General features: G+C 45.3%; 23 protein-coding genes. 6 read left to right on the plus strand and 17 right to left on the minus strand.

Annotation, left to right across the window (positions count from 1 at the left end; all coding sequences use genetic code 11):
- Nucleotides 1-7 precede the first annotated feature (7 nt).
- From LZG75_RS00485 to LZG75_RS00495, 3 genes are read right to left on the minus strand one after another with little or no spacing between them, the layout of a single operon-like run.
- Complete coding sequence (locus LZG75_RS00485; protein ID WP_233934749.1) at nt 8-1,135, minus strand: heme A synthase; 1,128 nt, start codon at nt 1,133-1,135, stop codon at nt 8-10.
- Entirely contained in the window at nt 1,132-1,791 is a 660-nt protein-coding gene (locus LZG75_RS00490) for a hypothetical protein (protein ID WP_233934750.1), read from the minus strand. Before LZG75_RS00490 ends, LZG75_RS00485 begins: the two co-directional genes overlap by 4 nt.
- Nucleotides 1,781-2,581, minus strand: coding sequence for an SURF1 family protein (locus LZG75_RS00495; RefSeq protein ID WP_233934751.1), 801 nt, complete (start codon nt 2,579-2,581; stop codon nt 1,781-1,783). The genes LZG75_RS00490 and LZG75_RS00495 overlap by 11 nt, the downstream gene beginning before the upstream one ends.
- Nucleotides 2,582-2,596: 15 nt before the next feature.
- On the opposite strand from LZG75_RS00495, the gene LZG75_RS00500 reads away from it, so the two are divergent.
- On the plus strand, nt 2,597-2,806 hold the full coding sequence (locus LZG75_RS00500) for a twin transmembrane helix small protein (protein WP_233934752.1): 210 nt from the start codon (nt 2,597-2,599) through the stop codon (nt 2,804-2,806).
- A 10-nt stretch (nt 2,807-2,816) separates the two neighbouring features.
- Here the strand turns inward: LZG75_RS00500 and LZG75_RS00505 are convergent, their stop codons facing one another.
- The 7 genes from LZG75_RS00505 to LZG75_RS00535 all read right to left on the minus strand — a co-directional run bounded on the left by LZG75_RS00505 (nt 2,817) and on the right by LZG75_RS00535 (nt 8,514).
- Complete coding sequence (locus LZG75_RS00505) at nt 2,817-3,671, minus strand: cytochrome c oxidase subunit 3 (RefSeq protein ID WP_233934753.1); 855 nt, start codon at nt 3,669-3,671, stop codon at nt 2,817-2,819.
- 28 nt (nt 3,672-3,699) lie between these two features.
- A complete protein-coding gene (locus tag LZG75_RS00510) occupies nt 3,700-3,897 on the minus strand; it encodes a DUF2970 domain-containing protein (RefSeq protein ID WP_233924493.1) in 198 nt (65 codons plus the stop codon).
- 1 nt (nt 3,898) lies between these two features.
- Nucleotides 3,899-4,489: a cytochrome c oxidase assembly protein gene (locus LZG75_RS00515; protein WP_233924492.1), complete on the minus strand. Its 591-nt coding sequence runs from the start codon at nt 4,487-4,489 to the stop codon at nt 3,899-3,901.
- Between the two features lie 17 nt (nt 4,490-4,506).
- Complete coding sequence (locus tag LZG75_RS00520; protein ID WP_233924491.1) at nt 4,507-4,617, minus strand: cytochrome oxidase small assembly protein; 111 nt, start codon at nt 4,615-4,617, stop codon at nt 4,507-4,509.
- Nucleotides 4,618-4,643: 26 nt separating this feature from the next.
- Complete coding sequence (ctaD, locus tag LZG75_RS00525; RefSeq protein WP_233934754.1) at nt 4,644-6,287, minus strand: cytochrome c oxidase subunit I; 1,644 nt, start codon at nt 6,285-6,287, stop codon at nt 4,644-4,646.
- Between the two features lie 50 nt (nt 6,288-6,337).
- Nucleotides 6,338-7,414, minus strand: a complete 1,077-nt coding sequence (gene coxB / locus LZG75_RS00530) for a cytochrome c oxidase subunit II (RefSeq protein WP_233924664.1) — start codon at nt 7,412-7,414, stop codon at nt 6,338-6,340.
- Nucleotides 7,415-7,698: 284 nt separating this feature from the next.
- Entirely contained in the window at nt 7,699-8,514 is an 816-nt protein-coding gene (locus tag LZG75_RS00535; protein ID WP_233934755.1) for a class I SAM-dependent methyltransferase, read from the minus strand.
- Between the two features lie 23 nt (nt 8,515-8,537).
- Between LZG75_RS00535 and LZG75_RS00540 the strand changes: the two genes are divergently transcribed.
- Together LZG75_RS00540 and LZG75_RS00545 are read left to right on the plus strand one after the other, a co-directional pair.
- Nucleotides 8,538-9,293, plus strand: coding sequence for a ComF family protein (locus LZG75_RS00540; protein WP_233934756.1), 756 nt, complete (start codon nt 8,538-8,540; stop codon nt 9,291-9,293).
- Complete coding sequence (locus tag LZG75_RS00545; RefSeq protein ID WP_233924485.1) at nt 9,286-9,756, plus strand: tRNA (cytidine(34)-2'-O)-methyltransferase; 471 nt, start codon at nt 9,286-9,288, stop codon at nt 9,754-9,756. The genes LZG75_RS00540 and LZG75_RS00545 overlap by 8 nt, the downstream gene beginning before the upstream one ends.
- A gap of 3 nt (nt 9,757-9,759) precedes the next feature.
- Here LZG75_RS00545 and LZG75_RS00550 read toward each other — a convergent pair whose 3' ends face one another.
- The 4 genes from LZG75_RS00550 to LZG75_RS00565 are packed head-to-tail and all read right to left on the minus strand — an operon-like array spanning nt 9,760 to nt 12,015.
- The gene (locus tag LZG75_RS00550) at nt 9,760-10,782 is read right to left on the minus strand and encodes an NAD(P)H-dependent glycerol-3-phosphate dehydrogenase (protein WP_233934757.1); all 1,023 of its coding nucleotides are present in this window, start codon (nt 10,780-10,782) and stop codon (nt 9,760-9,762) included.
- 20 nt (nt 10,783-10,802) lie between these two features.
- A complete protein-coding gene (secB, locus tag LZG75_RS00555; protein WP_233924481.1) occupies nt 10,803-11,306 on the minus strand; it encodes a protein-export chaperone SecB in 504 nt (167 codons plus the stop codon).
- Between the two features lie 22 nt (nt 11,307-11,328).
- On the minus strand, nt 11,329-11,583 hold the full coding sequence (gene grxC / locus LZG75_RS00560; protein WP_233924480.1) for a glutaredoxin 3: 255 nt from the start codon (nt 11,581-11,583) through the stop codon (nt 11,329-11,331).
- Nucleotides 11,584-11,601: 18 nt separating this feature from the next.
- On the minus strand, nt 11,602-12,015 hold the full coding sequence (locus tag LZG75_RS00565; protein ID WP_233924478.1) for a rhodanese-like domain-containing protein: 414 nt from the start codon (nt 12,013-12,015) through the stop codon (nt 11,602-11,604).
- 22 nt (nt 12,016-12,037) lie between these two features.
- On the opposite strand from LZG75_RS00565, the gene gpmA reads away from it, so the two are divergent.
- The 3 genes from gpmA to LZG75_RS00580 all read left to right on the plus strand — a co-directional run bounded on the left by gpmA (nt 12,038) and on the right by LZG75_RS00580 (nt 15,001).
- A complete protein-coding gene (gene gpmA, locus LZG75_RS00570; protein ID WP_233934758.1) occupies nt 12,038-12,727 on the plus strand; it encodes a 2,3-diphosphoglycerate-dependent phosphoglycerate mutase in 690 nt (229 codons plus the stop codon).
- 63 nt (nt 12,728-12,790) lie between these two features.
- On the plus strand, nt 12,791-14,224 hold the full coding sequence (locus tag LZG75_RS00575) for a S41 family peptidase (RefSeq protein WP_233924475.1): 1,434 nt from the start codon (nt 12,791-12,793) through the stop codon (nt 14,222-14,224).
- A gap of 18 nt (nt 14,225-14,242) precedes the next feature.
- Entirely contained in the window at nt 14,243-15,001 is a 759-nt protein-coding gene (locus LZG75_RS00580) for a molybdopterin-synthase adenylyltransferase MoeB (protein WP_233934759.1), read from the plus strand.
- A gap of 12 nt (nt 15,002-15,013) precedes the next feature.
- On the opposite strand, the gene ptsP is transcribed toward LZG75_RS00580, so the two are convergent.
- From ptsP to LZG75_RS00595, 3 genes are read right to left on the minus strand one after another with little or no spacing between them, the layout of a single operon-like run.
- A complete protein-coding gene (gene ptsP / locus LZG75_RS00585) occupies nt 15,014-16,759 on the minus strand; it encodes a phosphoenolpyruvate--protein phosphotransferase (RefSeq protein WP_233924473.1) in 1,746 nt (581 codons plus the stop codon).
- Nucleotides 16,760-17,029, minus strand: a complete 270-nt coding sequence (locus LZG75_RS00590; RefSeq protein WP_233924472.1) for an HPr family phosphocarrier protein — start codon at nt 17,027-17,029, stop codon at nt 16,760-16,762. It lies immediately after the preceding gene.
- Entirely contained in the window at nt 17,029-17,475 is a 447-nt protein-coding gene (locus LZG75_RS00595; RefSeq protein WP_233924471.1) for a PTS sugar transporter subunit IIA, read from the minus strand. The genes LZG75_RS00590 and LZG75_RS00595 overlap by 1 nt, the downstream gene beginning before the upstream one ends.
- Nucleotides 17,476-17,478 lie beyond the last annotated feature (3 nt).

Below are 17,478 nucleotides of genomic sequence, written 5' to 3' on the forward strand. Positions count from 1 at the left end.
GTAGCCCTCACCCTGTTGCTACTAAACGCAAGTTGCGCGGAGACCAGCTAGCCCAATAGCTCATCCGCACTAAACACAATACCAAGCCGGCAGCCCCTGCGGTATGCATTAGTGCTGCTACTAAGGGCCATTGAAAAATAACATTGGAGATGCCTGTACCGATTTGGGTTAAGAGAATAATAAATAAAGCGCTCGCCCACCGAGCCAAGGGCGATTGGTGTAAACGCCCTAAATGCCAGCCCTGCCATGCCACCCAGCTTAAGATAATCAGGGCCAAAACCGCGAAGCATCGGTGTGCCCAATGAATCGCAACTAAGGTTTCGGCTGTTATATAAGTACCATTACTACCCTGACCTGCCTCGCGCCAAAAAGTAAAGCCGCCTTGCCAGTCCATGGGTGGTAGCCAAGCGCCCTTACAAAGAGGAAAATCGGGGCAGGCTAAGACCGCATAATTAGTACTAACCCAAGCCCCTAAAAAAATTTGGGTTAAGAGTATTACTAAGCCCAACACAATGAGTTTCATGGACATGATGGAGTGCCGCCGCGACTGCTGCCATTGCCAATGAGGCCAAGGTTGTTGTGCATACCAGACCAAAGAACCAAAAAAAATTAGCGCTAAGATTAAATGGCTGGTAACAATAATCGGCTGTAATTTAAAGGTTACGGTCCAGGCACCGAATGCTCCTTGCAAGCTGATTAATAATAACAAGCCAAGACTAGCGTAAATAGCATGGCTACTTAAATTGTGACGCTGCCGAAAAGCCAAAAATAATTGCAAGAAAATAAGTGCCCCTAGGCTCATGGCAAGATAGCGATGAATCATTTCGATCCAGGCTTTTATTACTGTTACTGGGCCATCAGGATGAGCAGCTTCTGCTAAACGAATTTCAGCTAAGGCTGTCAAAGGGTTCGACGTGCCATAACACCCAGGCCAATCTGGACATCCTAAACCAGAATCACTTAAGCGTGTAAAGGCACCAAAGATAATTAAATCAAAAGTTAAAAAAACCAAGGCCCAATTTAAGCGCTGAAAATGACCCCATTTACGCTGGTACAACAAAATTGCAGCAGGTAGGCCGGCAAAAAATAAGGCAATCAATCCTAACTCTAAGCAAAGGATGACGGTGTCACTCATCGTAAACTTTCGCCGCTATGGTTAAGCCGCAATAATTTATCTAAATCCTTTCGAATCGCGGCAAAATCAGCTGGCGATGCTTCCGCAGGAAACCACATCATCTTATCGCCTCGGGGGTCAATGAGTTGAATTTGCTGACCGGCATTTTCACGATTTAACCATTGATCCCATTGCGCTTTAAGGGCTGGTGAAGTGGGTGCGTTGAAAATTTGCATGCCTGCCGAAGCTTGATCATAGGCGCGTCGAATTTCTGGATCAACTGGTTTGTCATCACTCACTACCCATATCAAGCGTAGGCGAGAACTTTCTTTGCTCAAGGCGATGCGAACTTGGCGCATCAGATATAAGGTTTTCACGCAAGCATCATTACCGACTCGACACTCTGCTGCTGGACGAACTACTAATAAAGTCCACTTGCCAGTTAAGGGAATCCCCAGCCAGTCTGAGCTAACTGCTTGAGGAGGGATAACAAAGGTACCAAAATTCGTTTTTCCACCCTCTAGTTTAAAAACGTAGTAGGCTAAATAAGAGGCAATAACTGGTGCCGCACAAAACAATAAAAGCAAAATCATTTGAATCCGGCCACGTCGGGTCTGCGGATTAGGTCCCGGCAACTCGGCTTGCGTTGCCGGTATCAACAATTCCTTATCGTTCACTAGAGCCTTTGTTCATTTGACTGATCTGCCGCTGCTGCATTAAGCCATGAATCAACCAAAATAGAAACGCGCATAAGCCTAAGGCAAACCACTGAAAAGCATAAGCATAATGGCGTTCAACTCCTGCTGCTTGCGGTGCCCAGTTGCGCACTAAACCATCGTTTTGTGCTTGCTCTGCTTGCCGCAAAATAAAGGGTAGCTGATTCCATTGCTGCTCTGCTTGTATGGCGGTAAGATCGAGATTTTGCTGAATGCGGACTTGATCTTTGGGTAAGGCGGCTGCAGCTTCAGACTGGGCAGCTAAATCGAGCACTCGATCGGCATAAGGAAATACGGTGCCCTCGATTTCCACCAGATTGCTAGGGGTTTGCACCGGCGGTAATTGTGTGCGTTCTACTGCATTCCGTGGCACCCAACCCCGATTAATCCAAACTATATTTTGCTGTACGCCCTCTAAACGCATTGGCATTAGCAAATAAAAGCCTGACTGTCCGTTTGCCGCTTGGCCCCCGTTTGGGCGTGGACGATTATCTAGCCAAATTGCTTGGTCTGGCAGAAAGCGTCCTAAGGCACGCATCCGGCGGTGGTTTGCTTCAGCAAGAGTCCAGTGCTTGGCACTGGCATCTAGCACGGGTAATTGTTCTTGCAATTGCAAATTGAGCGCTAGCTGGGTTTTTTGAGCTGCGCGTTGCATTTGCCAAGCCCCTAAAGCGCATGCTAAGGTGACTACAAAAAGCATTGCCACCGTGGCAACGATGCGCCGCTTTACTAAACGCTCAAATATATTCAATGGTAGGATTCTATTATGAAATGGATTATCTTACTTGCTCTTATTCTGATCATCTCGAGCCTAGGCTCAGCCCTATACTTCATGATGAAAGACAAGGGAGGTAGCGCAAGAATGGTTCGCTCGCTAGCGCTGCGCATTGGTTTATCCATTGCCCTCTTTGCCGGCATTTGGCTAGCCCACTCCCTGGGCTATATCCAAGCCACGGGAATTAAAATTGGGCAGTAATTAAAACGGTTTACATCCAATACACGACGATATATAGCCCGAGCCATACCACATCAACAAAGTGCCAGTACCATGAGGCACCTTCAAAAGCAAAATGATTTTCAGGGGTGAAATCTCCTCGTATCGTGCGGCGTAATACTACCGCCAGCATCAGCGCGCCTAACATCACATGGAAACCATGAAATCCAGTGAGCATAAAAAACGTGGAGCCATAAATGCCGGAAGTTAATTTAAGCCCTAGCTCCTGGTAAGCGTGAATATATTCATAAGCTTGAAAACCAATGAAAATAAATCCTAGTAATACCGTTGCAAAGAGAGAATAAATAGCTTGCTTCCGATTACCTTCTTGCATCGCATGGTGAGCCCAAGTTACCGTAACGCCAGAGCTAAGCAATAAAGCCGTATTGATCGTTGGAATGGGCCATGGGCCCATCGTTTGAAACTGGGGAATTAAACCCGCTGGACCGTCATTGGGCCACACTGCAGAAAAATCAGGCCAAAGTAATTTACTTTCAACATCGCCTAACCAAGGAAGACTAATATTGCGGGCATAAAATAAGGCCGAAAAGAAAGCCGCAAAAAACATAATTTCTGAAAAAATAAACCAGGCCATTGACCAGCGATAAGAGATGTCAACATTAATGCCATTTTTTCCTGCATTCGACTCGGCAATGGTGTCACCAAACCAGTTATACAAGACAAATAAAACCCATAAAACGCTGCCTAAGACCACCATGCTAGCCCAAGCAGACTGATTAACCCAGGCTGCCATACCGCCGCCAAAACCAAGCAAACCAATGCTTAGAAGAACGGGATAGCGCGAAGGATTGGGTACGAAATAATATGGCACGGAATTAGACGACATGGTCTGCTCTCTGGGTAATCAAAAAAAATTAAGAATGGCTAACAACGGCTCTCACAATCAAGAGGAGGGTACCCATGAAAATCATGGCCCCCAAAACCCCTGCAATCACGATATGGACAAAACTTAAAGACGCTACATCTTCCTGCAACCCCGATTTTTTTCGGACTCCCAGAAAGGCCCAAAAAACAGCGCGCATCGATTGCCAGAAGCTGCTATTTTTTTTCATCTTAAATTAACGCCTTGGTTGGTGGCGGAGCTACTGCCTTTTGACCCGCATTAATTTCAAAAAACGTATAGGACAAGGTGATGGTTTTAACATCTCTTGGCAAACCCCGATCAACTACAAATACTACTGGTAATTCTTTTGCCTGATGCGGTCCCAGGGTTTGCTGTTGAAAACAAAAACATTCTAATTTGGTAAAGTACTCAGTCGCAATTTTGGGTGAATAGCTTGGAATCGCTTGCGCCATGATGGGGCGATCAAAATTATTTACCACCTCATACATAATTTGAATCATTTCACCGGGATGCACTTCAAGGTAATTTTTGATTGGCTTAAAAGTAAAAGGGCCGCGACTATTGGAATCAAATTCTACGGTTATTGTGCGTGAGTAATCGATTTGTGTGTTGCTTGATTTATTGGGCCGAAAAGCGCGCGTTCCATAATCGTTTTTATTGGTTAGTACATTAATACCCGTCACCTCACAGAGGGCTTGATACATTGGCACCAAGGCATACCCAAAACCAAACATCAACACCACTACCAATATTAGCTTTACTAATATTTGACGATTGAGGTTAGGAAGATGGGTTGGCATTTGGGCGAGAGCTGTAATTAAGCCAAGACAACTCTTTTCAACACAATTCCCAAGAAAAAGACTAGGGCAATGCTCGCAAGAATATAGGCCAAGCGCTTGTTATGGTTAGCTTGATTAGGCTTATTCACGCAGTTTGCTCTATCTGGCTTAATCGTTAATGGGCATGGGCAGGCGTATTACTTGGATGCATCGGGGCATCAAAATCAACCTGTGGTGGCGTTTCAAAAGTATGGAAAGGTGCAGGTGATGGAATCGTCCATTCCAAGCCTTTAGCGCCATCCCAAGGGCAATCGGATGCTTTTACACCCTGACCTCGGTATGCTGGCAAAACTACAAAAAGCAGGAAGTACACCTGCATCACCCCAAAGCCTAACGCACTGATTGAAGCAATCATATTGAAATCGGCAAACTGGGTGGGGTAATCTGCATAACGCCGTGGCATACCTGCTAAGCCTAAAAAATGCATGGGGAAAAAAGTGAGATTGAAAAAAATTAAGGAGCCCCAGAAGTGAATTTTGCCGCGAAACTCATTGGCCATGCGACCAGTCCATTTTGGGCACCAGAAGTAAAAACCGGCAAACATGGCAAATAATGATCCAGCTACTAAGACGTAATGGAAATGGGCCACCACGTAATAGGTGTCTTGCAAACCAATATCGATTGGTGCCATTGCCAAAATCAGGCCGGTGAAACCGCCCATCGTAAAGACGAAAATAAAGCCAATTGCCCAAAGCATGGGGGTTTCAAATGTCATTGACCCGCGCCACATCGTAGCGACCCAATTAAAAATTTTCACGCCCGTCGGTACTGCAATTAACATCGTGGCATACATAAAAAAGAGTTGCCCCGTAACTGGCATGCCAGTGGTAAACATATGGTGCGCCCAAACGATAAAAGACAATATCGCAATCGATGAGGTGGCATAAACCATCGAGCTATAACCAAATAAAGTTTTACGCGAGAAAGCGGGCACAATTTCTGAAATGATGCCAAAGGCAGGCAAAATCATGATGTAAACCTCAGGATGTCCAAAGAACCAAAAAATATGTTGGAACATCACTGGATCACCACCGCCTACTGCAGAGAAAAAAGTGGTACCAAAATGGCGGTCGGTTAAGACCATCGTAATTACCCCCGCCAATACTGGCATGACAGCAATTAATAAATAAGCAGTAATAAGCCAAGTCCAGCAAAACATCGGCATCTTCATCATCGTCATGCCTGGCGCACGCATATTAAGGACCGTGACGATAATGTTAATTGAACCCATGATGGAAGATGCGCCCAATAAATGAATGGCAAAAATCGCCATATCCATACCTGGACCCATTTGCAAGCTTAAGGGCGCATAGAGAGTCCAGCCACCAGCAGGGGCGCCCCCTGGTACTAAAAAAGAACCAAAGAGCAACAATGCTGCAACTGGCAAAATCCAAAAACTTAAATTATTCATCCGCGCAAATGCCATATCGGCAGCGCCAATTTGCAAGGGGATCATCCAGTTAGCGAAGCCCACAAACGCCGGCATAATCGCCCCAAATACCATGACCAAACCGTGCATAGTTGTTAATTGATTAAAAAATTCAGGACGAAAATACTGTAAACCCGGCTGGAATAATTCTAAGCGAATGCCTAAGGCCATGACACCACCAGCCAATAAGCTGACAAATGAAAAAATTAAATACATCGTACCGATGTCTTTATGATTGGTTGCAAATAACCAGCGGCGCCAGCCGTGCGGCTGATCGTGGGCATGATCATGATCGTGGACGCTATCGTGGGTAGTAGATATAGTGCTCATAGATGACTCTCTTAAGATCGATTAAATTAATAATGAATAGGTCGAAGGTATTATTTGCTCGCCGTACGTGCCGTAATAAAATCTTGGGTTTGTATCACGTCACCGGATTTATTACCCCAGGTGTTGCGCGTATAGGTCATTACCGCCGCCAACTCACCATCGGATAGCACCCCGCTCCACTTGGGCATAGCATTTTTTCCATTCAGCAAAATTTGATATTGGCCCTCTTTAGGGCCCAGCACTACTTTGCTACCGACCAATGCAGGAAAGGCCCCCGCACCAGCGCCATTAGCCTGGTGACAGGCAGCACAGTTCGCAGCATAGACTTTCGCGCCCCGTTCTTTTTGCTCTTCCATAGTGTAGGTTTTGGTTGGATCGTCTGCATTACCGGCCATTTCTTTTTTCTTAGCATCAACCCATTTACTGTAGTCCTCAGCCGAAACGACTTTAACAACAATTGGCATAAAGGCATGTTGGGCGCCGCATAACTCAGAGCATTGCCCCCGAAAGGTACCGATTTTTTCCGCTTTAAACCAGGTATCTCGCACGAAGCCTGGAATGGCATCTTGTTTAACACCAAATGCGGGTACGGCCCATGCATGAATCACATCATTTGCAGTGGTAATAATACGAATTTTTTTATTGACCGGCACCACCATTTCATTGTCCACTTCCATTAAATAGGTCAGTGACTTTGGTTCTAGGTTATTTACTTGAGCTCGAGGTGTCGAGAGAGTTGACACAAAGCTAATGCCCTCACCTTCGCCCTTAATGTAATCGTAGCCCCACTTCCATTGATAACCTGTGGTTTTAATGGTGATATCGGAATTGGTCGTGTCTTTCATCGCTACTACCGTTTTAGTAGCAGGCAAGGCCATGGCAATGACGATAATTAAAGGGATGACTGTCCAAATAATTTCAACTGTAGTGCTTTCATGAAACGAGGCAGCTTTAGCACCCTTAGATTTACGGTGCTTCAAAATGGAATAGAACATCACGCCAAATACACCAACAAAAATAATTGCGCAAATGACGATCATGAACCAATTGAGCCAATGAATTTCCGCCATGATTTTGGTTGCTGGCGCAGGGAAGTCGAGTTGATTGACTTTTGGACCGCCGGGCATATCACCATTAGCTGCCTGAACTACCGGTGTTACAGCGATAGCTACTAACGCTCCTAAGTAAAACCAAACCTTTAAGGCTTTTGCAAATAAATTCATTTCATTCTCTATTTGTTGTGCTGCACAATTTACACCCCTAATAGCACTTATTAATGCAAAAAATGCAATTGAATCTTGCTATCAAGCCCTAGATTATAGGTTTAAATAAGGCGGCGTGAATGTGCCCAAGTAGGATTTAACTTACATGATGACATATCTTATATTGATAGTAAGCGCTCACATTTAAATTAATCCTTAGCCCTCTTTGTTTGAATTTGGTCGGGACTAATAAACGTTTGGTGATTCTGGGATTTTGATAGGTGCTTATTCACTACCCAGGCGTGTCCATAAATAATTTCTAAAGTTATTTTTTTAGGTAAAAGTGCCTCATTCCCCTGCCAGTTTTGTAGATTGATGGGGTGGGCCAACAACCCTAAAGCATAGGCATCGTGCAACATTAACTGCGCTGACTCGTATTGCAAATCGAGGTACTCCATATCCATCACTGGATCAGCAAACCGTTGCTCAATTAAAGCATCGCCTAAATCATGCATATCCCAAGCACTAGGGAGAGATTTAAAGCCTAATTGGGTTTTCATCTCACCGTCAAGCGCACGTAATTCCTTACCAGTATCGGGGCCCAAATAACTCAAACTAAGTAAGCCACCTTCGCGCAATAGGCGCCAAAATTCAGTCAGCATGGTTTTAGGATTATTTCGTTCATGCAGCCATAAATTACTCCAAACTAATTCACACGAATTGGGGGCGGCTGCAAAAGTGACCGTATTCGCCTCTTGGTTTAAGCTCAACTTCTTACTGCCACCACTTCGCCATGACAAAAACCAACGAGTCAAACGCAATTGAATGCGCTCGATTGCTAATAAATTGGGTCGGCTATAAAAAAAAATGCGTGCCTCAGGAAAGCGTTTCGCCAGCCAACGGGAATGGTCACCTGGATAATCGGGCGCAATCAAAATAGCGCAGGGCTTAATCTTTACGATTTCCATTTTCTGGAACATGCGTAAAGCAATTTCGGTATAAAGCCATCTTAAGCTATGGGTCATGTACTCAGTATACTCAGCGCCCCATGAGTCATTTTCAGCGATTAATTAGCGCTTTACTTCCAAGCTGTTGCATTTTGTGTAATCGCTCGCAGGCAGCAACAATCTGTATCTCCTGTATGCAACAGTTGCAAGAGCAGCGACGGCAGGGGCAATTAGCTTGTCTTTGTTGTGGCATTGAGTTACTCGAAGCAGTAGACAAATCGACTACGCCTGAAGGGCAACGTTGTCGTGAGTGCATTGTCACACCACCGTTTTTTGACTTGAGTTTTTGTCTGGCGTCATACGAAGGGCAATTAAAAACTGCTGTGCATCAGTTGAAATACCAGCGACGGCTTGCCTATGCTACTGGGCTCGCTCACCTATGGAATAGTTTGATGACCCTACACTTAGATAAATTACCCCCTTGCTACCTTTTGCCTGTTCCCCTAAGCCGTCAAAAATTGGCTGAGCGCGGCTTTAACCAATGCTGGGAAATTGCCAAACATTTGACTTTACCTAAACATCTCAAAGTGCTGCCGCATGCCTTGCGTCGACGCCATTCCCTATCGAATCAAATCTCTGCTGGCCGGCAGGTACGTCAACAGGCTTTAAATGGTTTGTTTTATTTTGAACCCCGTTATGCTGACCTTCTAGCGCGGCAAACCGTTATTGTGTTCGATGACGTCATGACTACGGGATCAACGTTGAATGCAATTGCTAAAGTCTTGAAGGACCATGGCGTATATCATGTGCGCAACTGGGTTTTATTACGCACGCCGAGGCAATTGACTGATGTTTAATGTGGTGCTCTTTGAGCCTGAAATTCCGCCCAATACGGGAAATATCATTCGTCTTTGCGCTAATACCGGTGCGCATCTACACCTCATTGAGCCGCTCGGCTTTCCTCTTGAGGATGCTAAGCTACGACGGGCTGGGCTCGATTATCATGAGTACGCTAGCTTAGCCGTTTATCCGAACTGGCCAGCCTTCTTAGTCGCGAACAATCCCCCATTGCAGCGCCTTTTTTTAATGACCACCAAAAGTCAGTGTAAGTTTTATGAAGCACAACTTCTGCCACACGACTATTTTGTTTTTGGCTCTGAAACTAAAGGCGTGAGCGCGGAGGTTCGAGCTAGCGTGCCAGTCGACAATCAGGTTTGCTTGCCCATGCAAGCAAACAGTCGCAGCCTCAATCTATCAAACGCCGTAGCCATAGTGGTTTATGAAGCGTGGCGCCAAATACACTTTAAAAACAGTATTTAAAACTCAATGCTCGGGTTTGGCATCACGTCCCATCAGCCCTTGCAATGCGACCGCCAAGGTTTGCTTGCCCAACAATACGTCACTCACATTACTGGTAATGGGCATTTCAACATTAAGGCGCTCAGCCAAGCTTACAATCGCTGATGCACATAAAACACCTTCTGCTACGTGCCCAAGCTCAGCCAAAATAGCTGGCAAAGATTTTCCTTCAGCTAACAACAAACCGACTCGCCGATTACGGGATAAATCACCTGTTGCGGTCAAAATTAAATCACCTACGCCTGTTAGGCCCATGCAAGTTTCTGGCTGACCTCCTGCCGCTTTTACTAAACGCATCATTTCGGCTAAACCACGCGTTAATAATGCTGCACGGGCATTTAGGCCTAAGCCAAGCCCATCACCAATACCCGCTGCAATCGCAATCACATTTTTTACTGCGCCACCAAGCTCAACACCAATTAAATCTTCGCTAGCATAAATTCGCACATGGTCGTGATGAAATACCTTTTGCACCTGAGTACATAAGCTTTTTGATGTGCTGGCAATGGTAAGAGCGCAAGGCAAACCTAGGGCCATTTCGCCCGCGAAGCTCGGACCCGTCAACGATCCATAAGTATGTGGAATACCGCGTCCATGCACTTGCAACTCTCGGGCCACCAATTGATGCGGTAGTAACGCTGTTGTGGGTTCAAGCCCCTTGCATAACCATACGAACTGCAAAGGACTAGAGGCTATTGCTGCTATGCGCTGCACTGATTCAGCTAGGCCACTGATAGGCGTAGCAATGACAATTAAATCCTCTGGTCCCAGTCGCTGTATCGCCGATTCAAAATCATCACTGATGGTAATGGCTTTAGATAATGCGACCCCAGGCAAGTGAGAGCGATTTTCTTGATGCTGACGAAGAGCCTGAGCCTGGGTAGCATTTCTGGTCCATAAGCAGACTGCCCCGGCAGACAAGTATCGGGCCGCTTGCACAGCGATGGCGGTACCCCAAGCACCAGCTCCAATGACAGTTAGCTTCATAAGCTTAACTTCAAAAGGAATTAGTTGGGGAGAATAATTTTGCTCTTTTCGGCATCGACATTACTCGCAGCAGCGCCTTTTTCCGCTTCAGTTGTTTGGGCTAAACGTTGCTCGTACATAGCATGAAAATTAATCTCCGCCAAATGAATTGCTTGGAACCCTGCACGACTCACAATATCGGCAATATTGGAACGTAAATAGGGGTACAAAATGGTTGGGCAGGCGATGGCTAACATCGGCTCAACTTGCTCAGGGGGAATATTTTTAAATTCAAAAATGCCCGCCTGTTTTGCTTCTATTAAAAATAGTGTCTTGCCTTCTACGCGAGCCGTAATCGTGCCCGATAACATGACTTCAAATAACTCATCACTTAAGCGCGCAATTCCTATATCGACCTCAACTTGCATTTGTGGTTCAGCCTGTACCAACAAAATTGCGGGGGTGTTTGGCTGTTCAAGCGATAGATCTTTCAAATAAATGCGCTGAATTTGAAAAGAGGGTTCAGTCGAGTTTTGTTCGCTCATATTATGTATTCCGTTTGTTTAATTATTTCAATAAGTCATCAAGTTCGCCAGCTCGATCGAGGGCTACTAAATCATCATAGCCACCGACATGTCGTTCGCCAATAAAAATTTGTGGCACTGTGCGTCGACCGGTTCGTGACATCATTTCATCGCGTTGCAGAGCGTCAACATCAATCAAAATTTTTTGTAATTGATGAACCCCTTTTTTTTGTAATAGCTTTTCCGCCATGACGCAATATGGGCAAACTTGAGTGCTATACATGATTACTGGCGACATGGCTTTTACCTTAATTCCTTACTTGACTAAAGGTAAATTAGCCGTTTGCCAGGCTTTTAATCCACCATCGAGCAAACCAACTTCAGCAAAGCCCATTTTTCTCAATTGCTGAGCAGCCCTACGTGATTCATTACCGTTTTGACATACCAAGATGAGCGGTAATTTACGATCTAATTTCAGCCGCTCGAGATCGCTTGAAAGCTTGCTAAAGGGTAGGCTTTTGGAATTGGGCAGGTGCCCCGCCTGAAAATCAGCTGGGGCCCTTAAATCGAGTACTACCGCCTTACGCCGATTAATCCAGGTGGTTGCTTCAGCTACAGAAAGCCCAACCCCACTGATTAAAGTCGAGATAGTAGGCATCAATAGCGCCAAGCCTGCGGCCGCCATCACGCCGATAAGTGCTAAATTGTCGGTTTGCATTAAAAAGTTCATCGCTTGATTATAGAATGGCTCTATGAAACAACTTGTCCTTATTCGCCACGGGGAGTCTGCTTGGAACCTGGAAAACCGTTTTACTGGCTGGGTGGATGTTGACCTAACCCCTAATGGCATCGACCAAGCACTTGCTGCTGGAAATGCGCTAAAGCAGGCAGGTTATGAGTTTGATATTGCCTACACCTCAGTTTTACGCCGCGCCATTCGGACTTTATGGCAAGTACAAGATGCCATGGATTTGATGTGGCTGCCAACCGTGCATAGCTGGCGGCTAAACGAGCGCCATTACGGCGCACTAACTGGGCTTAATAAAGCTGAAACCGCAACCCAATATGGGGCTGAACAAGTGCATATTTGGCGGCGCTCTTTTGCTACTCGACCGCCTTTATTAGCGCTCGAAGATGAACGTAGCTCCCATCTCGATGTGCGTTATCGCAAGCTCGATCCCAAGGAAATTCCACAGGGCGAGTGCCTGCAAGATACCATTGCACGGGTTTTGCCTTTGTGGCATGAATCGATTGCGCCGGCCCTGAAGTTGGGCAAACGGGTGTTACTAGTTGCTCATGGCAATAGCATCCGCGCCTTAATGAAGCACCTCGATCACATATCTGCTGAAGCCATCATGGAGCTCAATATCCCCAATGGCAAGCCGATTGTGTATGAGCTAAATGATGACTTGCAAGCACTACAACATTTTTATATAGAGTAGAGCAAAATAGATGCTCTATTTCAACCGCACGCCTCTTACTAGACTGATTTCCTAAACCAAACTATGCGCCGTTTATTTAAAAATCTTGCCCTTATTCTAATTGGACTTATCGCAGGTATTGCCGCCACGATTCAGCTCTCGGCAACTGCTCAACAAAATACTGCCTTACCACTCGACGAGTTGCGCACCCTGTCAAATGTATTTGCACAAATTAAACGTGAATATGTCGAGCCCATTGAAGATAAACAACTATTAACAGATGCCGTAAAAGGGATGGTTAGTAGTCTTGATCCGCATTCATCTTATTTGGATAAAAAAGATTTTTCTGAAATGCAAGAGCAAACTACCGGCAAATTTGCCGGCCTAGGTATTGAAATCACCTCAGAGGATGGTTTGGTAAAGGTACTTAACCCCATTGAAGATAGTCCTGCTGCCCGTGCTGGTCTGCAGGCAGGTGATTTAATCACTCGCCTTGATGACAAACCCGTGCGCGGTATGACTTTAGATAAAGCGGTGCGCACCATGCGTGGCGCACCTGGCACCAAAATTACCTTGACAGTGTTTCGTAAAAGTGAAGACCGTACTTTTCCAGTTACCATCACGCGGGCAGAAATTAAAGTGCAGTCGGTTAAAACTAAAATTTTAGATAACGATATTGCCTGGGTTCGAGTCACCAGCTTTCAAGAGCGTACTGTGCCTGATTTAGCTAAACGCTTAACTGAACTGAGTATTCAAGACCCTAAATTAAAAGGCTTAATTCTCGACTTACGAAATAACGGTGGTGGCCTATTGCAAGGGGCTGTAGGGGTTGCTGCTGCATTCTTGCCTGCAGGTGCAGTGATTGTTTCAACCAAAGGTCAGGCAGCAGATTCAAAGCAAATTTTTAATGCGACTCCAGATACGTATAAGCTCAATGAAGCCTCCGACCCCCTAGCTACAGTGCCTGCGATGTTTAAAAAATTACCCATGGTTGTATTGGTGAATGCTTACTCAGCTTCCGCTTCAGAAATTGTTGCGGGTGCTTTACAAGATTACAAACGCGCTACTATTATTGGCAAGACTAGTTTTGGTAAAGGTTCGGTACAAACGGTACGTCCCTTAAGCAATGATTCTGCCTTAAAAATTACCACGGCTTATTACTACACCCCGAATGGTCGCTCAATTCAGGGCTTTGGTATTAAGCCCGATATTCCGGTTGATCAAAATAAAGATGGTGATCCAGACGATGTTTTAATTACCCGCGAAGTAGATAGTGAAAAACATTTGCGCAATAAACAATCATCAGAGGATGCCTTAATTAAAGATCGTGAAAAACGTCGCCTTGAAGAAATGCAACGCATTGAAGAAAAAAATGCCACTAAAACACCTGCTGAACGCGACAAAGATAAATTGAAAAAACCCACCGAATTAGGTAGTAGTGACGATTTTATGTTGCAACAGGCTTTAGCCTTTCTAAATGGCAAATCGGTAATTCGTTCGTCTTCCAAGCTCGAATAAGCCCCCCACTTTATTAGTATGAACGACGAGCAGTTACTGCGTTATTCGCGCCACCTTCTACTAGAAGAAATTGATATTGAGGGCCAAGAAAAACTCTTGGCAGCGCATGTACTGGTAATTGGGGCGGGCGGCCTGGGCTCTGCTGCTGCTCCTTACTTAGTCGCTGCTGGCATTGGCCGCATTTCCTTAATTGACCCCGATACGGTAGAGCTTAGCAACCTGCAGCGCCAAGTAATGCATAACCAAGATCAAATTGGTAAGCTGAAGGTTGCTTCTGGCAAAGCGTTTTTAAGTCGTCTGAATAGCGACACAATTATTGAAACCTATGCTGAAAAAGCAACTCCATCTTGGCTGGCGCGAATACTGCCAGAGGTTGATGTAGTGCTCGATTGCACGGATCAATTCGCTACGCGCCAACAAATTAATCAAGCGTGTTTTGCGCATCACGTACCCTTAGTTTCTGGCTCTGCTTTAGGCTTTGATGCGCAAGTTAGCGTCTTTGATTTCCAAAATCCCCAGTCACCTTGCTATGCCTGTATCTTTCCTCCCGATAGCAATCCAAGCGAAACTAACTGTGCCACCATGGGTGTTTTTTCACCATTGGTTGGCATTATTGGTTGCTTGCAGGCCGCTCAAGCGCTCCAACTATTAATCGGCTTTGGTCAGCCTTTAGTTGGCCGTCTACTGCTATGGAATGCCTTGAATACTCGCATTGACGAAGTGCAAGTAAGTAAAAATGGTGCTTGCCCCGTGTGCGTTTTACCGAATTTAATTTAGCTCAAAGACTTGCTAAGCTGCCATCAACTGTGCCATGGCCAGGGCTTGTTCATCCATCTCTAAAGCCTCTAAAACGGGAGCAAGATGCGCTTTCAACTTGCCAACATTGGCATGCAAAATTTCCCGCTTAACCAACAATAGTTGACTAAAATGCATTGAAAAATCAGTTAGGCCCATGGCCAGTAAGAGCTTGGTTAATTCGGGGTCACCGGCCATCTCCCCGCAAACTGAAACTGGAATTTTGGCTAGTTGTGCCTGCTTAATGATATGAGTTAGTAAATAGAGTACGGCTGGATGTAAGTGATCATAAAGGTGAGCAACCGCATGGTCTGCCCGATCAATCGCAAGGGTATATTGAATTAAATCGTTCGTGCCAATGGAAATAAAATCAAAGTAGCGAATAAAGAGGGGTAAAGCTAAGGCTGCAGCAGGAATTTCAATCATGGCGCCTACTTGAATTTGCAGATCAAAGAGTTGACCGCGAGCAACAAGTTGTTGTTTAGCCTTTTCTATCAAACGAAATGTTTCATGAATTTCTTTGGCATGAGCTAGCATGGGAATCATAATTTGTACCTGGCCATGCGCAGAGGCTCGTAAAATCGCGCGTAATTGCGCTAGGAAAATTTCTGGCTCAGCCAATGACCAGCGAATTGCTCTTAACCCAAGTGGTGACGTCCCCGTTTGCAATAAGTCATTGCTATCGCCAAGTGGCTTATCTGCCCCAATATCGATGGTGCGAATATTGACTGGTAAACCATGCATTAAATCAACTACTCGTCGGTACTCTTGATACTGCTGCTCTTCATCGGGTAGAGTTTGATTACGATCCATAAATAGAAATTCAGACCGAAATAAGCCAATGCCAATGGCGCCCAATTCAATTGCTCGAATTGCATCTTCTGGCAGTTCTGTATTGGCAAATAATTTAATTGGCACGCCATCTTCGGTAACCGTTCGTGAAAACTTTAAAGTTTGTAATGCTTGGCTATTTTCGATCGCCTTTGCTTGTAGAGCACGATACTCGATTAATAAACCTTCATCTGGCGCCACCACCACAAACCCGCGTTCACCATCAATGATGAGCCAATCGCCATGCCGAATCATTTCACTTGCGTGCCGAACGCCCAAGACTGCTGGTATTTCAAGGCTACGCGCCACAATTGAGGTATGCGAAGTTTTACCTCCTAAGTCGGTCACAAACCCTAAAAAACGGGTATTTTTAAAACGCAACATGTCATGTGGTGCGATATCATGCGCCACAATAATGGCAGCACTAAACACATTTTCTGGAGCCAAGACATCGTGGGTTTCTTGCTGCTGATGACTTAAGGCCTTTAAAACCCGTTCTACTACCTGACGAATATCATTGGCCCGTTCTTTTAAATATTGATCTTCTATTTCAGAAAACTGTTTGAGTAAATCATTTAATTCACTAGTTAGGGCCCAAGCGGCATTTAATCCTTGGGTGCGAATCAGTTGCAATGGCTTTTCAACTAAGGCGGGATCTGACAAGATCATGGCATGAACATCGATAAAAGCAGCCATTTCTTGGGGCGCATCCTTAGATAAGCCAGCGCGCAATTCTTGTAACTCATAACGAACCTGATCGAACGCTAAAAGCAGTTTTTTCGCTTCAGCCTCTGCGCTACCAGGATCAATTAAATGATGGCTAACCTCTAAGGCAGCGCGTGAAATAAGCACCGCCTGCCCTATTGCAATTCCTTTCGAGGCTGGAATGCCATGTAAGGCGAAGGTCACCTATTCGCCCTCCCCAAAACGATTATTAATTAAAGCTTGGAGCGCCTGTAATGCTTCGTCGGCCTGTTCACCAACAGTTTCCAAAGTTACCGTGCTACCAATTCCAGCAGCCAACATCATCACACCCATAATACTTTTTGCATTGACCTGCCGTCCATCTCTTGCCAAATATACTTCACAAGGAAATTCACCAGCTAATTGCGATAACTTGGCCGACGCGCGCGCATGCAATCCTAATTTATTAATAATTTTAATTTCAACGCTTGGCATTACCTATCCTCAGAGGCAGTGTTGAGAAAATTGGTATTTACGCCAATGCGTAAAATTCCATTTTGGCCACCCTGCAAGGTTTTTTTAGCCAATTCATCTAAGTCGTCTTGTTGATAAGAGACTGCACGCATTAGCATCGGTAAATTTAATCCGGTTAAAACAATTAGTGGAGAAAGTGGTTTACCAGGTAACTGAATTTGACCGATTAAACGGGAAGCGACATTGGCCGGGGTTGCGCCCATAACGTCGGTTAATACCAAGATGCCCTTCCCCATATCAACTGCCTTAGCTGCTGCGAGCACCCTGTCGAAGCTGACTTTTGCGTCTTCGTAGGGCGGAATGTCAACTGCCTGAATTTTTTCGGGTAAGTTTCCAAAAGTTTGCTCTGCAAAACCCAGCATGGCTGAGGCTAATGGTGTATGGGCAACAATGACAATTCCGGGCATAAC

Origin of the sequence: Polynucleobacter sp. IMCC30063, assembly GCF_021395235.1 — a bacterium.
Classification (GTDB): Bacteria; Pseudomonadota; Gammaproteobacteria; order Burkholderiales; family Burkholderiaceae; genus Polynucleobacter.

Excerpts from the sequence above, each read along its gene's own strand:
- LZG75_RS00485 (WP_233934749.1), bottom strand. The coding sequence starts at position 1,135 with ATGAGTGACACCGTCATCCTTTGCTTAGAGTTAGGATTGATTGCCTTA.
- LZG75_RS00500 (WP_233934752.1), top strand. The coding sequence starts at position 2,597 with ATGAAATGGATTATCTTACTTGCTCTTATTCTGATCATCTCGAGCCTA.
- LZG75_RS00505 (WP_233934753.1), bottom strand. The coding sequence starts at position 3,671 with ATGTCGTCTAATTCCGTGCCATATTATTTCGTACCCAATCCTTCGCGC.
- LZG75_RS00510 (WP_233924493.1), bottom strand. The coding sequence starts at position 3,897 with ATGAAAAAAAATAGCAGCTTCTGGCAATCGATGCGCGCTGTTTTTTGG.
- LZG75_RS00515 (WP_233924492.1), bottom strand. The coding sequence starts at position 4,489 with ATGCCAACCCATCTTCCTAACCTCAATCGTCAAATATTAGTAAAGCTA.
- ctaD (WP_233934754.1), bottom strand. The coding sequence starts at position 6,287 with ATGAGCACTATATCTACTACCCACGATAGCGTCCACGATCATGATCAT.
- coxB (WP_233924664.1), bottom strand. The coding sequence starts at position 7,414 with ATGCCCGGCGGTCCAAAAGTCAATCAACTCGACTTCCCTGCGCCAGCA.
- LZG75_RS00535 (WP_233934755.1), bottom strand. The coding sequence starts at position 8,514 with ATGACCCATAGCTTAAGATGGCTTTATACCGAAATTGCTTTACGCATG.
- LZG75_RS00540 (WP_233934756.1), top strand. The coding sequence starts at position 8,538 with ATGAGTCATTTTCAGCGATTAATTAGCGCTTTACTTCCAAGCTGTTGC.
- LZG75_RS00545 (WP_233924485.1), top strand. The coding sequence starts at position 9,286 with ATGTTTAATGTGGTGCTCTTTGAGCCTGAAATTCCGCCCAATACGGGA.
- LZG75_RS00550 (WP_233934757.1), bottom strand. The coding sequence starts at position 10,782 with ATGAAGCTAACTGTCATTGGAGCTGGTGCTTGGGGTACCGCCATCGCT.
- secB (WP_233924481.1), bottom strand. The coding sequence starts at position 11,306 with ATGAGCGAACAAAACTCGACTGAACCCTCTTTTCAAATTCAGCGCATT.
- grxC (WP_233924480.1), bottom strand. The coding sequence starts at position 11,583 with ATGTCGCCAGTAATCATGTATAGCACTCAAGTTTGCCCATATTGCGTC.
- LZG75_RS00565 (WP_233924478.1), bottom strand. The coding sequence starts at position 12,015 with ATGAACTTTTTAATGCAAACCGACAATTTAGCACTTATCGGCGTGATG.
- gpmA (WP_233934758.1), top strand. The coding sequence starts at position 12,038 with ATGAAACAACTTGTCCTTATTCGCCACGGGGAGTCTGCTTGGAACCTG.
- LZG75_RS00575 (WP_233924475.1), top strand. The coding sequence starts at position 12,791 with ATGCGCCGTTTATTTAAAAATCTTGCCCTTATTCTAATTGGACTTATC.
- LZG75_RS00580 (WP_233934759.1), top strand. The coding sequence starts at position 14,243 with ATGAACGACGAGCAGTTACTGCGTTATTCGCGCCACCTTCTACTAGAA.
- LZG75_RS00590 (WP_233924472.1), bottom strand. The coding sequence starts at position 17,029 with ATGCCAAGCGTTGAAATTAAAATTATTAATAAATTAGGATTGCATGCG.
- LZG75_RS00595 (WP_233924471.1), bottom strand. The coding sequence starts at position 17,475 with ATGCCCGGAATTGTCATTGTTGCCCATACACCATTAGCCTCAGCCATG.